At 61.5% G+C, this 14,975-nt stretch carries 13 protein-coding genes; 7 read left to right on the forward strand and 6 right to left on the reverse strand.

Going from position 1 to position 14,975, the window contains the following annotated elements:
• Positions 1-25 precede the first annotated feature (25 nt).
• The 4 genes from BFQ03_RS04475 to BFQ03_RS04490 are packed head-to-tail and all read left to right on the forward strand — an operon-like array spanning position 26 to position 3,508.
• On the forward strand, positions 26-946 hold the full coding sequence (locus BFQ03_RS04475; protein ID WP_065942567.1) for a metal ABC transporter substrate-binding protein: 921 nt from the start codon (positions 26-28) through the stop codon (positions 944-946).
• On the forward strand, positions 943-1,689 hold the full coding sequence (locus BFQ03_RS04480; protein WP_032862745.1) for a metal ABC transporter ATP-binding protein: 747 nt from the start codon (positions 943-945) through the stop codon (positions 1,687-1,689). The genes BFQ03_RS04475 and BFQ03_RS04480 overlap by 4 nt, the downstream gene beginning before the upstream one ends.
• Positions 1,686-2,585: a metal ABC transporter permease gene (locus tag BFQ03_RS04485; protein ID WP_029300631.1), complete on the forward strand. Its 900-nt coding sequence runs from the start codon at positions 1,686-1,688 to the stop codon at positions 2,583-2,585. Before BFQ03_RS04480 ends, BFQ03_RS04485 begins: the two co-directional genes overlap by 4 nt.
• Positions 2,585-3,508: a metal ABC transporter solute-binding protein, Zn/Mn family gene (locus BFQ03_RS04490; protein ID WP_065942568.1), complete on the forward strand. Its 924-nt coding sequence runs from the start codon at positions 2,585-2,587 to the stop codon at positions 3,506-3,508. The genes BFQ03_RS04485 and BFQ03_RS04490 overlap by 1 nt, the downstream gene beginning before the upstream one ends.
• A 221-nt stretch (positions 3,509-3,729) precedes the next feature.
• Here the strand turns inward: BFQ03_RS04490 and BFQ03_RS04495 are convergent, their stop codons facing one another.
• The 5 genes from BFQ03_RS04495 to BFQ03_RS04515 all read right to left on the reverse strand — a co-directional run bounded on the left by BFQ03_RS04495 (position 3,730) and on the right by BFQ03_RS04515 (position 8,497).
• Positions 3,730-3,954, reverse strand: a complete 225-nt coding sequence (locus BFQ03_RS04495) for an MbtH family protein (protein ID WP_032862749.1) — start codon at positions 3,952-3,954, stop codon at positions 3,730-3,732.
• Positions 3,955-4,033: 79 nt separating this feature from the next.
• A complete protein-coding gene (locus BFQ03_RS04500) occupies positions 4,034-5,446 on the reverse strand; it encodes an aspartate aminotransferase family protein (RefSeq protein WP_032862751.1) in 1,413 nt (470 codons plus the stop codon).
• Between the two features lie 155 nt (positions 5,447-5,601).
• Complete coding sequence (locus tag BFQ03_RS04505) at positions 5,602-6,375, reverse strand: N-acetylmuramoyl-L-alanine amidase (RefSeq protein ID WP_032862752.1); 774 nt, start codon at positions 6,373-6,375, stop codon at positions 5,602-5,604.
• Positions 6,376-6,497: 122 nt separating this feature from the next.
• Complete coding sequence (locus BFQ03_RS04510; RefSeq protein WP_032862753.1) at positions 6,498-7,820, reverse strand: ATP-binding protein; 1,323 nt, start codon at positions 7,818-7,820, stop codon at positions 6,498-6,500.
• The gene (locus BFQ03_RS04515; protein WP_032862754.1) at positions 7,817-8,497 is read right to left on the reverse strand and encodes a response regulator; all 681 of its coding nucleotides are present in this window, start codon (positions 8,495-8,497) and stop codon (positions 7,817-7,819) included. The genes BFQ03_RS04510 and BFQ03_RS04515 overlap by 4 nt, the downstream gene beginning before the upstream one ends.
• 171 nt (positions 8,498-8,668) lie before the next feature.
• Here BFQ03_RS04515 and dsbD point away from each other — a divergent pair, with 171 nt between their 5' ends.
• From dsbD to dsbG, 3 genes are read left to right on the forward strand one after another with little or no spacing between them, the layout of a single operon-like run.
• A complete protein-coding gene (gene dsbD / locus BFQ03_RS04520; RefSeq protein WP_032862755.1) occupies positions 8,669-10,399 on the forward strand; it encodes a protein-disulfide reductase DsbD in 1,731 nt (576 codons plus the stop codon).
• Positions 10,399-11,268, forward strand: coding sequence for a TlpA disulfide reductase family protein (locus BFQ03_RS04525; protein ID WP_032862756.1), 870 nt, complete (start codon positions 10,399-10,401; stop codon positions 11,266-11,268). The genes dsbD and BFQ03_RS04525 overlap by 1 nt, the downstream gene beginning before the upstream one ends.
• Positions 11,244-12,005 carry a thiol:disulfide interchange protein DsbG gene (gene dsbG, locus BFQ03_RS04530; RefSeq protein WP_032862757.1) on the forward strand — a complete coding sequence of 254 codons (762 nt, stop codon included), beginning with the start codon at positions 11,244-11,246 and terminating at the stop codon, positions 12,003-12,005. The genes BFQ03_RS04525 and dsbG overlap by 25 nt, the downstream gene beginning before the upstream one ends.
• Before the next feature lie 116 nt (positions 12,006-12,121).
• Here the strand turns inward: dsbG and BFQ03_RS30190 are convergent, their stop codons facing one another.
• The gene (locus tag BFQ03_RS30190) at positions 12,122-14,839 is read right to left on the reverse strand and encodes a hypothetical protein (protein ID WP_083204796.1); all 2,718 of its coding nucleotides are present in this window, start codon (positions 14,837-14,839) and stop codon (positions 12,122-12,124) included.
• Positions 14,840-14,975 lie beyond the last annotated feature (136 nt).

A 14,975-nucleotide genomic window follows, 5' to 3' on the forward strand; every position in this document is an offset into this window, starting at 1 on the left:
GTTTCCGAGAGAAGATCGATTGCCCATGTCTATGTCATCTCCCTTGCTCCGCCTGCTGCTGGTGGGCCTGTTCAGCGTCTTGCTGACACCCCTGGCCAATGCCGAGGCGGCCAAGCGCCTGCGTATCGGTATCACCCTGCACCCCTACTACAGCTATGTAGCCAATATCGTCGGCGACAAGGCCGAGGTGGTGCCGCTGATTCCGGCCGGCTTCAACCCCCACGCCTACGAGCCGCGCGCCGAAGATATCAAGCGCATCGGCAGCCTGGACGTGATTGTGCTCAATGGCGTCGGCCATGATGACTTCGCCGACCGCATGATCGCCACCAGCGAGCGCCCGGACATCTCGGTGATCGAGGCCAACGCCAACGTGCCGCTGCTGGCCGCCACCGGCAATGCGGCCCGTGGCGCTGGCAAAGTGGTCAACCCGCACACCTTCCTGTCCATCAGCGCATCCATTGCCCAGGTCAACAACATCGCCCGGGAGCTGGGTAAGCTCGACCCGGACAACGCCAAGACCTACACCCAGAACGCCCGTGCCTATGGCAAGCGCCTGCGCCAGATGCGCGCCGATGCCCTGGCCAAGCTCACCAGCGCGCCCAACGCCGACCTGCGCGTGGCCACGGTGCACGCCGCCTACGACTACCTGCTGCGCGAGTTCGGCCTGGAAGTGACCGCCGTGGTGGAACCGGCCCATGGCATCGAGCCAAGCCCGAGCCAACTGAAGAAGACCATCGACCAACTGCGCGAACTGGACGTGAAGGTGATCTTCTCGGAGATGGACTTCCCGTCCTCTTACGTTGACACCATCCAGCGTGAGTCGGGGGTCAAGCTGTACCCTCTGTCGCATATTTCCTACGGTGAATACAGCGCCGAGAAGTACGAAGTGGAAATGACCGGCAACCTTAATACCGTGGTCCGGGCCATCCAGGAGTCGGGGGCATGACGGCGGCTGAACACCTGAATGTGGCCAGCATCGGCCCGACGATCGAATTCGACAACGTCTCGCTGACCCTAGGCCGTACCGCGATCCTCGACAACGTGAGTTTCCAGGTGCAACCGGGCAGTATCCACGCCCTGGTCGGCCCCAATGGTGGCGGTAAGAGTTCGTTGATCAAGACCCTGCTGGGGCAGACCCCGCACCAGGGCCAACTGAGCCTGCACTGGCCCGGCGCCACAGGCACCATCGGCTACGTACCCCAGGCCCTGGAGTTCGACCGCGGCTTGCCGATGACCGTCGACGACTTCATGGCTGCCATGTGCCAGCGACGCCCGGCATTTCTTGGGCTGTCCCGGCATTACGCCGGCGCGATTGGCGAGGCACTGGAGCGCGTGGGCATGCAAGACAAGCGCAAACGCCGCATGGGAGCGCTGTCCGGCGGCGAGCGCCAGCGTGTGTTGCTGGCCCAGGGCTTGATCCCGGCGCCGCAACTGCTGGTCCTCGATGAACCGATGTCGGCCCTCGACGAAGCCGGGATCCAGGTATTCGAACGCCTGCTGAGCGACTGGCGCCAGGCCGGGATCACCGTGCTGTGGATCGAACACGACCTGGAGGCCGTCGGTCGCCTGGCCGACCGCGTCACCGGCCTGAACCGCCGCGTGCTGTTCGACGCCACGCCCAAGCAAGCACTGACCCCGGAGCGCCTGCTGACGCTGTTTTCCACCCATCCACGGAGCACAGCCCAATGAGCTACGAAGCCTTTCGCTTGATGGTCCAGGGCTGGGCTTCATCCGGCTATCTGCCGGAAGCCCTGGCCTATGGGTTTGTGGTCAACGCCCTGCTCGCCGGCCTGCTGATCGGCCCGGTGCTGGGTGGCCTGGGCACGCTGGTGGTGGTCAAGCGCTTTGCGTTCTTCTCCGAAGCCGTCGGCCACGCCGCACTCACCGGCGTGGCCGTGGGCATTCTGCTGGGGGAACCCTACACCGGGCCTTATGGCAGCCTGTTCGGTTACTGCCTGTTGTTCGGCATCCTGCTCAACTACCTGCGCAACCGCACCGGCCTGGCCCCCGATACGCTGATCGGCGTGTTCCTCTCGGTGTCCCTGGCGCTGGGCGCGAGCCTGCTGCTGATCCTCGCGGGCAAGATCAACGTGCACATTCTGGAAAACGTGCTGTTTGGTTCGGTGCTGACCGTCAACGGCAATGACCTGCTGGTGCTGGCGATTGTCGGCTCACTGGTGATGGCCCTGGCGCTGCCGCTGTACAACCGCATCATGCTCGCCAGCTTCAACCCACAACTGGCCGCCGTGCGTGGTGTGGCCGTGAAGACCCTGGACTACCTGTTCGTGATCCTCGTGACCCTGATCACCGTGGCGGCAGTCAAGGTCATCGGGGCGATCCTGGTGGGTGCCCTGCTGGTGATTCCCGCCGCTGCGGCGCGCCTGTTGAGCCAGTCGCTCAAAGGTTTCTTCTGGATCTCGGTGGTGATTGCCACGGTCAGCACCCTGTGCGGGATTCTGCTGCCGATCATCTTCGACCTGCCCATCCCGTCCGGTGCCGCGATCATCCTGGTCGCCGGCATCGCCTTCGCCCTGGCCGCCATTGCGCGCGGCACGGTCCCCAGCCTGAAAGGGAATCTCGGATAATGCGCCCTGTTCTACGCCCCCTGGCCCTGGCCATCGCTTGCCTGATCAGCCCTGCGCTGCTGGCAGCCGCCCCTGCCAAACCACTGCCGGCCGCCGCCCAATCGGCCAAACCGGTCAAGGTCCTGGCGGCATTGCCCGTCACCTACGGCCTGGCCGAAACCCTGCTCAAAGGTACCCAAGTCACGCTTGAACGCGCGGCACCGGCCAACCTGCCGGGTTCGCGCCAGACTTCGTACTTTACTGGGCGTGGCGCACCGGCCTTGCACACCCTGGCGCTGGACGCCGATGCCGCGATCGGCCTGCGCTCGCTGTGGCCGGATGACCCGCTGTACCCGGTAGCCCGACGCAGCAATATCCGTATTGTCGAAGTGGACGCCGCGCGCCCGGTAGACGGCGGTTTGCCGGGCGTGGCCCTGCAACCGGGCACCGTCGATGGTCTCAACAGCCAGCCGTGGCAATCGAGCAACAACCTGGGGCGCATGGCCGATGTGATGGCTGCCGACCTGAGCCGCCTGGCGCCTAGCGCCAAGGCACAAATCGACAGCAACCTGGCCAGCCTCAAGCAACGCCTGCTCAAGCTCACTGCCGACAGCGAGGCACGCCTGGCCCAGGCCGATAACCTGAGCGTGGTCAGCCTGAGCGATCATTTTGCTTATCTGGTGAGTGGCTTGAACCTGGAGTTGCTCAGCACCGACCCACGGCCGGATACCGAATGGTCCGCCGAGGCGTTGCAAACACTGACGGTCAGCCTGAAGGACAACGACGTGGCACTGGTGCTGCACCATCGTCAACCGGCTGAGGCGGTGAAAGCCGCCATCAGCGCGGGGGGATCGACGCTGCTGGTGCTGAGCACCGACGGCGCAGACCCGGTGGCGGAGTTGGAAGGGAATGTGGATCAGGTGATCAAGGCATTGGCGCCCTGAAAGCAACGCAATACCTATGTAAGCGGGCTTGCCCTAATGCCAGTCAGTTAAGGCTTTTTTGTAGGAGCGAGCTTGCTCGCGAAAAACGTCAACGATAACGCGTGCTTACTGAATGAATGCGGCGTCTGTAAGTTTTTCGCGAGCAAGCTCGCTCCTACAGAAGGCGATGACCGCTTAACTGACTGGCATTATGGCTTGCCCGCTCCCACATTTGTTTGCGTTCAGCCAGCAACTACCTGCGCATCCATCTTCTGGCGCAGACTCAGCGGGCGCATATCAGTCCACACTTCTTCGATGTAGGCCAGGCACTCTTTCTTCATCCCGCTTTTACCCACGGTGCGCCAGCCTTCTGGTACAGCCTTGTAGTCGGGCCAGATGGAATACTGTTCTTCATGGTTGACCACTACCTGGAACAGGATGTCTTCGCGGTCAAATACTGAGGTCATTGCGGTTCTCCGTCACTTAGAGGCTGCCACGCACTGCGCGTGGCTGATGTATGTAGGAACGTATAGCGGTGCAGGAAAATTAGAGGCTGGCCACTGCCGCCGCCAACGCCCGCCCGAAGATCTCTGCTACCCGGTCGATTTCTGCGGCGGTGATGACCAAAGGGGGCAGGAAACGCACCACACTGCCATGACGCCCGCCCAATTCCAGGATCAACCCGCGCTTGAGGCATTCGCGCTGTACCAGCGGCGCCAATTGCCGATGGACCGGCGGGTGGCCCTGGACGTCGGGCGTGCCGCTCGGGTTGACCAACTCCACCCCGAGCATCAGACCGCGTCCGCGAATATCCCCCAGGTGCGGGAAGTCCCGTTGCAGAATGCGCAGGTGTTCGGCCAGGCGCTCCCCCATGGCCGCCGCGTGATCGGCAACCTTGTGTTCCTTGAGATAGCGCATCACTGCCGAACCCGCCGCCATGGCCATCTGATTGCCACGGAAGGTGCCGGCATGGGCGCCCGGCAACCAGGTGTCGAGCCACTCGCGGTACACCACTACTGCCAGCGGTAAACTGCCGCCAATGGCTTTGGACAACACCACCACATCCGGAACAATGCCGGCATGTTCAAAGGCAAACATCTTGCCGGTGCGACCGAAACCGCTCTGGATCTCATCGACAATCAGCGCCACGCCCGCCTGCTCGGTAATCCGCCGCAGGCCGCGCAGCCAGTCGAGGTCGGCCGGAATCACGCCGCCCTCGCCCTGCACCACTTCGACGATCACCGCCGCCGGCAGCAACACGCCCGCCTCCGGGTCATTGAGCAGGTTTTCCAGGTAATGCAGGTTGACCTTGACCCCTTCTGCCCCCCCCAGGCCGAACGGGCAGCGGTAGTCATAGGGGAATGGCAAAAATTGCACGCCATTGGCCAGCAAGGCGCCCAACGGCTTTTTCGGCCCCAGGCTGCCCATCAGGCTCAACGCGCCCTGGCTCATGCCGTGATAGCCGCCCTGGAACGATAACACCGTGCTACGCCCTGTAGCGGTACGCACCAGTTTCAGCGCGGCTTCCACCGCATCGGTGCCGGTGGGGCCGCAAAACTGGATCTTCGCTTCCCGGGCCAGCTCCGTCGGCAACAGGCCGAACAGGTCTTGCACAAACTGATCCTTGACCGGCGTGGTCAAGTCCAGGGTATGCAGGGGCAACTCGTCCAGCAGCACCTGCTGGATCGCCTCGATCACCACCGGGTGGTTATGCCCCAGCGCCAATGTACCGGCCCCGGCCAGGCAGTCGATAAAGCTGCGACCCTCAACGTCCTCGACATAAATACCCTTGGCCCGCTTGAGCGCCAGGGGGATGCGCCGGGGGTAGCTGCGCGCATTGGATTCCTGCTGGCGCTGGCGGGCCAGCAGCGGTGATTCATCGAACTGGTAAAGCATTTCTGCTGGAGTCGGGCTGGCCGACGCCAGCGAATCCTCAATGCGACTGGTAGCGACTGACATCTCAAGATCCCTCAATACGCTGATGATGGTGACCAAACTGCCAACCCGTTGACGTCTGGCCCCCAAAGGGCGTGCGCACGGATTTCCTGTTCTGGAAACGCTTCAGCGGCGCGAGGATTTACACCCGGCTCGATGAAAAACCGGCAAATGACCGGTCACTCGCCGGCACTGGTGTACTTTTCATTCAGCGCATAAAGAATCGCGCAGGTCTCGATATCCAGTTGCCCACGATAATCGGTGGGCCGAAAGTGCATCTGGAAGGCACGCACCCGCTGCTGGAACGCCTGGCGGTTTTTCGCCGGAGCGTAACCGTAGCGCTGGAAGGCCCGCTCGACCTCCACCTCCTGCGGCAAGCCCATGCGAAAACGCCGCACAAAGGCATTCTTGGCGGCCTCATCGAACCAGGCGCCGAGACCCGCCGCGAACAAGGCGGGCCAGGGCAACTGTGGCCCAGGGTCACTTTTGCGCCAGAACGCAACATCCGAATGGCCGACGATATCAGTAGCGCCTATCTGCGGATGACGGGTGCAAATGTCGTGAAGCAGCGCGATCAACACCTCGACTTGCTCCGGATCATAGGGCGGGAAGGTAAAGACACCAGCATCGTCACGGGCCAGGTTGACGATCTCGATGCCGATGGAATGGCTGTTGACGTTATCGCGCCCCGCCCAATGACTGGCTCCCGCATGCCAGGCACGCTGGCGTTCATCCACCAACTGGAACACCCTCAACTCGTCGTAGCCGGCGTCTCGATAACCCGCCTCACGGGGGTCGGGCAACAGGTAATGGGCACTGACACCCTGCTGGGTCAGGGTGCGCAGGGAGGAGGCAAAGGGCGCGGCGGTGTAATGCACCACCAACTGGCGCACGGCTTCGCCATTGCGCTGATTAAAATCCTTGGCGGGGTAAGTGGAGTCGATGACCAACATAGGTGCTGTCCTTTTCAATACAGGCTGAGTCATTCAGCCGGCAAACCTGCAAACACAAAAATTAACGCCATCCTGAAGCGTCGGGCCTGAGGATGGCGGTAGTTATGTGTATGCAGGAAGGATCAACGCCGTAACGGCATGCCCAGGTCGACCCGCAGGCCATCAGCCTGGCTGTCGAAAGTCAAAGAACAGGAACAACGCTGGACAATCGCCTGCACGATGGCCAGGCCCAGGCCACACCCGCCGCTGTTGCCATTGCGCCAGAAACGCTGGGTCAGGTGTTGCAGGTCTTCACTGGAGATCGGCGCACCGTGGTCACGCACGCGGAACACCACTTGATTGCCCAGGGTGAACACGCTCAATTCCACCCGCGTATCGTGCGGGGTGTGGCGCAGGGCGTTATCCAGCAGATTGCGCAAGGCGGCAACCGCCAGGCCCACGGGCATTTCCACCGGGTCCTGGGGCAGGTTGTCCGGCAGGATCAGGTCGATCCGCCGATTATCCCCGGCGTTGGCGTCCTGGATCGCCAGGCGTGCCACTTGTTCGGCACTGGACTGCAAGCCGTCATCAAACGACAAGCTGCCCTCGACCCGCGCCAGCAGCAGCAGTTGCTCAAGGGTGCGATGCAGGCGGTCGGCGCCCTCCTCGGCATGGGCCAGGGATTGGTCGCGGGCAGCACCGTCGGTCATGCGCGCCACTTGCAGATGGGTCTTGATCGCCGTGAGCGGGCTACGCAATTCGTGGGCCGCATCACCGGTCAGGCGACGCTCACGCTCGATGGTCTTGGCGATGCGTTGCAGCAGCTGGTTCTGGGTGTCGAGCAGCGGTTTGAGTTCGCTGGGCAACGGATGAATCTGCAACGGTTCAAGGGAATCAGCACTGCGGCGCATCAAGGCATCGCGCATGCGATTGAGCGGCACCAGGCTCTGGCCGATCCCCAGCCACAACAGGCACAGGCAGCCCAGCAGGGCCACGCCCACCGGCACCGAAGCCGCCAGCAGGATCGACATGTTCAGCGCCTCGCGCTCCACCTGGCGGTCTGCCGTGGTGATGAACAAATCGCCCCGCGCCAGGGTAAAACTGCGCCAGGCAGCACCGTCAATGATCTGGTCGCGAAAGCCGCTTTGCCGGGACTCCAGCCCCTGGTCCGGGGTGGTGTGACTGCGGGCGAGGATTTCACCGCGCAACGAACTGACCTGGCACGCCATGCCGCCCGGTACATTCAGTTGTTCGGCGCCAAAGCGCTTGCCCTCGCCCACGCTCGCCAGGCCCGGCATCTGTTCCATCAGCCCGGCCACCATGCGCGCCGACGCCACCAGCCGCTGGTCCAGGGAAAACATCATCTGGTTACGCAGGTCGTTGAGCATCCAGGCCGCCGCCAGCACCCAGATCAGCACAAAAGCGGCGCCCAGCTTGAAGGTCAGGCGCAGGCGCAGGCTCGTCACGAGGCGTCCTCTCCGGCGTCCGCCGGGCCCAGGCGGTAACCCAGGCCGCGCACCGTTTCGACGATGCCATTGCCCAACTTGCGACGCAGGTGGTGGATGTGCACGTTCAGGGCATTGCTTTCCAGCTCATCGTTGAAACCATAGACGCTGTCCTTGAGTTGCTCACTGGACAGCACCCGGCCACGGTTGTGCAGCAGTGCCTGCAACAGGGCTTGCTCGCGACGGGACAGGTCTACCGGTTTGCCGCCCAACAAGGTTTCGCGGCTGCTGGGGCTGTAGGTCAAGCGGCCATGCTCGATCAGGTCGACGCTGCGTCCGGCCACCCGGCGCAACAGGGTTTGCAGGCGGGCGGCCAACTCGCGCAGGTCAAAGGGCTTGAGCAAGTAATCGTCGGCGCCGGCTTGCAGGCCGTCGACCCGGTTGGTCACCGAATCCCGGGCAGTGAGGATCAACACCGGGATTTCCAGGCCCGCACTGCGCTGCTGCTGCAGCAGTTTGAGGCCGTCTTCATCCGGCAGGCCGAGGTCCAGCACCATGATGTCGAACTGCGCCGCCTTGAGCATCGCCCGGGCGGCTGCGGCCGTGCCCACGCGCTCGACCGTAAAGCCCTGGGCGCCGAGGCCGGCAACAATGCCACTGGCAATCAGGTCATCGTCTTCACAGACCAGTACGTGCATGGTGAACCCTGTGCAAAAAGGTTGATTTAAAGGAGGACGGATTAAGTACGCATTATGCCGTGAAAAGATGCGCGCCCCGATAATCCCTACACTCTAGAATAGCCCGGTTAATCATCGGTTAATCAGCACCACACATTGTGTGCCCCACTTGCATCGAACTAAGGCTTGACCATGCGGCATCTGTTTATCTTCCTGCTGATAGTGTTCACCGGATTGGCCCAGGCCACGCCTGGCAGCAATCCTTTCGAGACCAAAGCCCAATTCCTTCCGGTGGGCAAAGCCTTCACCTTTACCTCTGAGCGCCTGGCTTCGGGTGAAACCCAACTGTATTGGCAGATTGCCGATGGTTATTACCTGTACCAGCAACGCATGAAGTTCGACGGCCTGGCCCAGCAGCCGGTGCTGCCGCAGGGCGAAGCCCATAGCGACGAGTTCTTTGGCGAGCAACAAGTGTACCGCCAGGGCCTGGAAGTGAAGCTGCCAGCCGGCGCCACCGGCCAGGTCAAGCTGGGCTGGCAGGGCTGCGCCGATGCCGGCCTGTGCTACCCACCGCAATCGCTCACCGTTGACCTGGGCGGCAACCCGGCGGTTGCCGCCACCGCCGAGGCCCAGGATGAGAGCCTGGCCAGCGGCCTGCAACAACGCAGCCTGGGCTGGAGCCTGCTGGTGTTTTTCGGCCTCGGCCTGTTGCTGGCATTTGCCCCTTGTTCGCTGCCGATGCTGCCGATCCTCGCCGGCCTGGTGGTAGGCAGCGGTGCCAGCCCACGCCGTGGTTTTGCCATGGCCACCAGCTATGTGGTGTGCATGGCGCTGGTGTATGCCGCGCTCGGCGTGCTGGCCGCGCTGGCGGGCAGCAACCTGGCTGCACTGCTGCAAACGCCGTGGATCCTCGGCAGCTTCGCCGCGCTGTTTGTGATCCTGGCCCTGCCGATGTTCGGTTTCTTCGAGCTGCAATTGCCGGCCTTCCTGCGCGACCGCCTAGACAACGCCACTCGCCAGCAAAGCGGTGGCAGCCTGCTCGGCGCCGGTGTGCTCGGGGCCTTGTCCGGCCTGTTGGTGGGCCCGTGCATGACCGCGCCCCTGGCCGGCGCCCTGCTGTACATCGCGCAAAGCGGTAATGCCCTGCACGGCGGCCTGATCCTGTTCGCCATGGGCATCGGTATCGGTGTCCCATTGCTGCTGTTGGTGACCGTGGGCAATCGCTTCCTGCCCAAGCCTGGCAACTGGATGAATGTGCTCAAGGGCGTCTTCGGCTTCCTGTTCCTTGCGACCGCCGTGTTGATGATTCGCCCGGTGCTCGACGAAAGCCTGTGGCTAGGCCTGTGGGGCGTACTGGCCCTGGTCATGGCTTACTGCGGCTGGAGCCTGGCCCGCGAATACGGGCTGGTCGCCAAGGTACTGGGCGCAGGTTCCCTGGTCCTGGGGCTGTGGGGTGCCATTCTGGTCATCGGTGCCGCCGGTGGCAGCGATGATCTGTGGCAGCCGCTCAAGGTCTTCGGCGGCTCGCAAGTCGCCAGCGCACCGACGGCCCATGATGCCTTCACCACAATCAACGACCCGTTGGCCCTGCAAGCCCAGCTCGACAGCGCCAAGGCCCAGGGCCAATGGGTGCTGCTGGACTACTACGCCGACTGGTGTGTGTCGTGCAAGATCATGGAAAAACAGGTATTCGGCAAACCCGAAGTGATGGATGCACTGAAGAACGTGCGCCTGTTGCGCCTGGACGTCACTGCCGACAACGCCGCCAGCCGTGAACTGCTGGGCCGCTACAAAGTCCCCGGCCCACCGAGCTTCGTATGGATTGGCCCCGACGGTGAAGAGCGCCGCGCCCAACGCATCACCGGCGAAGTGAATGCGCAAGCCTTCCTGCAACGCTGGACCCAGACCCGGGATGCACTCTGATGCTGACCTTGACCATCGGCACCTTCGCCATCGCCTTGAACCACCTGCTGCTGATCAGTGCGCTGATCCTCGCCACACTGGTGGGTTGGCGCGTGGCCAAGCGCGGCGGCGAGAACCCGGAGTCAGTGCTGTTCAGCCTGTTCCTGCTGGGCATGCTCAGTGCGCGGATCAGCTTTGTGTTGATGTATTGGGCCTATTACCGTGACGATCCACTGCAAATCGTCGACCTGCGCGACGGCGGTTTTCTCGCCTGGCCTGGCGTCATTGCCCTGCTGCTTGGCGCCGTCCTGTGGGGCTGGCGTCGCCCGGCCCTGCGCAAGCCGTTGAGTGCAGGCGTGATCACCGGCCTGGCTTTCTGGGCACTGGCCAGTTTGTCCCTGAACATCTTCGAGCGAGGCACGCGCCTGCCAGACATCGCCTTGCGCAATGCCGATGGCGAAACCGTGCAACTGGCCGACTACCAAGGCGGCCCGTTGGTGATCAACCTGTGGGCCACCTGGTGCCCGCCGTGCCGACGAGAAATGCCGGTGCTGGAAAACGCCCAGAAACAACGGCCTGATGTGACCTTCCTGTTCGTCAACCAGGCCGAAAGCATGCAAAGCGTCAGCACCTACCTGGCGACCCAGGGCCTGAACCTGGACAACGTCCTGTTCGACGCCAGCGGCCGCCTCGGCCAGGCCGTGGGCTCCATGGCCTTGCCCACCACGCTGTTCTACCAAGCCGACGGTCGCCTGATCAACAGCCACCTCGGCGAACTGTCCCAGGCCAGCCTGGCCCGCGCCATGGAATCTTTCGACCCCACGGACTCGACCGCCGCCCAGCCGGCCACAACAAGGAAAACCCTATGCCCCGCCTCCGCCACCTGCTAACCCTGCTGCCCCTGACCCTGGCAGCGACCCTCGCCCATGCCGAAGAATGGCCGGCGCCGATCAAACAGATCGAAGCCAAGGGCGCCAAGATCATCGGCAGCTTCGACGCACCGGGTGGGCTCAAGGGCTATGCCGCGCAGTACCAGAACCGTGGCATGGCCCTGTACCTGACCGCCGACGGCCAGCACGTGCTCGCCGGCAATCTGTACGACGCCAAAGGCAATGACCTGAGCACCGCGCCCCTGGAAAAACTGGTCTACGCGCCGATGGCCAAGGAAATCTGGGCCAAGATGGAACAGAGCAGTTGGATCCAGGATGGCGATAAAAATGCGCCACGTACCGTGTACCTGTTCAGCGACCCCAATTGCCCGTACTGCAACATGTTCTGGGAACAGGCGCGGCCTTGGGTAAAAGCGGGCAAGGTGCAGTTGCGGCACATCATGGTCGGGATCATTCGCGAGGACAGCCCGGGCAAATCGGCGGCGCTGCTGGCAAGCCAAGACACAGCCAAGGCCCTGCAAGAACATGAATCGGCGGGTAAAGCCAGCAAGCTCAAGGCGCTGGCCAAGATCCCTGCCGAGATCCAGGCCAAGCTCGATGCCAATATGAAGTTGATGGAAGAGTTGGAGTTGTCGGCCACGCCGGCGATTTTCTATCTGGATGACAAGGGGCAATTGCAGCAACAGCAAGGGGCGCCATCGCCGGATAAGTTGGGGAAAATCCTCGGTCCCAAATAAAAATCAGCACATCACTGATACAGACAGCAAGTGCGCCCGCCGCAGCCGGCGCACTTTATTACTTACGCAAACCTTTAAAATTTTATTTGCGCATACGCCAACTTATTTGCTTGAGACTACGTATTAACACGTTCCCCCCTATGCCATATAGTTAATGAATCAATAGAGCCACGCTGGGTGCTCAACACGCTAACATGAGTGATAGTTCCTCCAACGGGTGCTTCAAACTCAACCCATGTTCCTGAATGCACAACACGCTGCCCCAACGGCTTATTCTGCTGATCATAGGCAATAAATGTAACGCTATGCGTGCCGATATTTGAATAACCAAACCTGACTCTTGTGCACTTCCATTTAAAACGCATATAAGCCAGTTGCGGACCACTTCCACCGCCACAAAATACAGCCAATGATCTACCGCCGACCATACCTGGCACATTCTCCCCAGCAGTTCTAACATCATGAATACTGATCGTCGAGGTCGAGGTACTTGGCAAGTCAAGCACGACTAGCCGTGTATCAACGCGGCTTCCTGGTGGTAAAAACTCCTGATTAGGATAAGAGTCAAAGTTATCCGAATCATTTATTGTCGACAGACGAACCACCAGAGCCAAAGTCGGTAACACAACGGCGTCCCTCTCCTGATCACTGCCATCCGTCGTCACCTTGCAGGTAAAGGTCAAAGTACTTCCGTCCATCAACATATCGAGTTCAGCTCGCTGCAAGGTGCCCTTCAACCCTACACTCACCTCCCCTGCCACCACCGCTTTCCCTACATAGACACTGAGGATACGTGGGCCTCCATTTGCCCCTGTCCCGACACCCCGCAACCATACCTTCTGACCTGGCAAGATGAACCACCAAGGCTCTACGGTGATACTCGCGTTCCCTGCAAAGGTGCTCAAATCCAGAATATTGTTGGTAGCCTGTGGCACCACAGGCGTTGGCAAACGTACCGGCACACTGATTTGCAAAGGCAAGGTCCTGGAAGACGCCAGCTTGCAAGCGCTGGTAACGGTGTAATGAATCAGCACCGTTTTGCCCGCGCCATAAATCACTGCTTCACGAGGTATGGCGAAATCGACATAGCCTGGATCGCTGTTACCCGTCTTGGGCTCCAGCGGCAGGCTCGTGCCATCCTGGCGGAGCCACTGCACACTGATCGTGTGATCGGGGCTGATGCGCTCGTACTCGACCCGTACAGTCACACCATCCCGGCCGTTCCAGATCGTCAGTTGCTCGCCCACAGCTTCACGCACTGTCGGGGCATCAAGGTCCAGATCCTCCTGCACGACATGCAGTACCAATGGTGGAAACGCCTTGGCACTGGCTTTATCGGACTGGCCGTTGAAATTCACCGCGAAATGCACTTCAACGTCACGGCAATCAGCCAGTTTCTGCAACTCATCACGCGGTAGTGGCGTGTTGACGCCATTGGCCAGCCACTCCTCGATTACCGGCTCACCTTCCAGCATTTCAAAGCTATAGGGACTGCCATCCTCCAAGACTCCCGTCACCCACAGCCAGCAGGCTTGACCCAAAGCAATATAAGGCCACGCACTCACCGTCGCGGTGGCATCACCGGTAAAGGTATTGAGGTCCAGCGTGCTGCCCGTGGCCTGTTCAACGGCAGGTGTGGGCAGGCCGCTGAGATCAAGTACCTTCACCACCCGTGACGGCGACTGCCAGGGCCCGGTGCCGTTGTAGTACACCTGATATTCCAGGGTAATCGGTGACTTAAAGTTGGCACTGATAGCCGAAGGTGGTACCAGGAACTCAAGACTGCTTTCACCTTCCTGCACAGTGCGGCATTCCAGTGCCGGTGATCCTGCGCCGGCCGTACCGGTGACGGTGGGACACACAGTATCCCCGGCGCGCATGCCCTCGTACGCAATCACAATATGCGCCCCGTTCACCGTATTCACCGGGTTGACCAGCCAGCCATCTGTGCCGCACTCCACCGACTCCTTGAGATGGGGCGGCGGCAGTTCCAGTGCTGGATCCACCCGCAACAACGTGGTGGTCCGCAGGTGAAAGTCCTGGGCGTTGAGTGGCAAAGGGTTTTCATGCACCAGGTCATCCGGGTTTGGCAGTACCGGTGCTGAACCGTCCCAAATCACGCCCATGTGGGTGGTCAGGGCCGAGTAATCCTGGCGGCGCGCCAGCCAGCCGCGGGCGAGCCTGAACTCGAACACATGTTCCGGATTGGCCTCTTCGGCCTGCACAACATGGTCAAACGCCACCCAGGTGAACGCATATGGCACCTGATGCTGGTCACCGGCCACGGTCACAAACAACCGCTGCCCAGCCTGGATCATCGGCCAGGCCTTGATGCGGATGATCTCATCACCCTCAAACTCGTACATGTTCAGCCACAGGGTGTTCCATTCCAGCCGCGCATGAGCAAATACCGGCAGCGACTCCCGAAGGTCCGTTTCGCGGATGTCCTGGATCTCCAGCTCCAGCACCAGCGACTGCTTGAGCTGCCCCCCCACCATCGCGGTATACCAGATCAAAACGGTATGCCCAATACAGGTACTGACCCACTGCCACGGAATGTGGATGTCGATACTGCCGCTAGTACTGCCCGGCTGCACAATGGGCTTAAACACAGGCTTGTCCTGGTCCTTGATGGCCCAATACAGGGTGATGGGTGTCGTGCCCATGCCCGGGAAAGCGATGGTCGCGACAGTGCCGTCAATGGCATCGATAGGGTACAGAATGCTGTTATTGGTGGCGTACTGGATCTGCGGATAGGGTAACTCGACAGCGATTTCGGCAAGTGGCTGGGTAGTCACCGATTGCGAACTATTGGCGGTAGTTTTTTTAACCATGAGAAGACCTCCTGTCCAGGGAAAGATAACCAGCGGGCCTGAGTGACAGGCCCTGAATCTGCTGGTATCTAGCCCCTGAAACGGGAAGTTTGCCTACTGTCAGAATTGACAGTTCAGGCACTGCAAAAACGCACAA

The sequence above is a fragment of the Pseudomonas sp. 25 R 14 genome (assembly GCF_900004755.1).
GTDB lineage: Bacteria > Pseudomonadota > Gammaproteobacteria > Pseudomonadales > Pseudomonadaceae > Aquipseudomonas > Aquipseudomonas brenneri.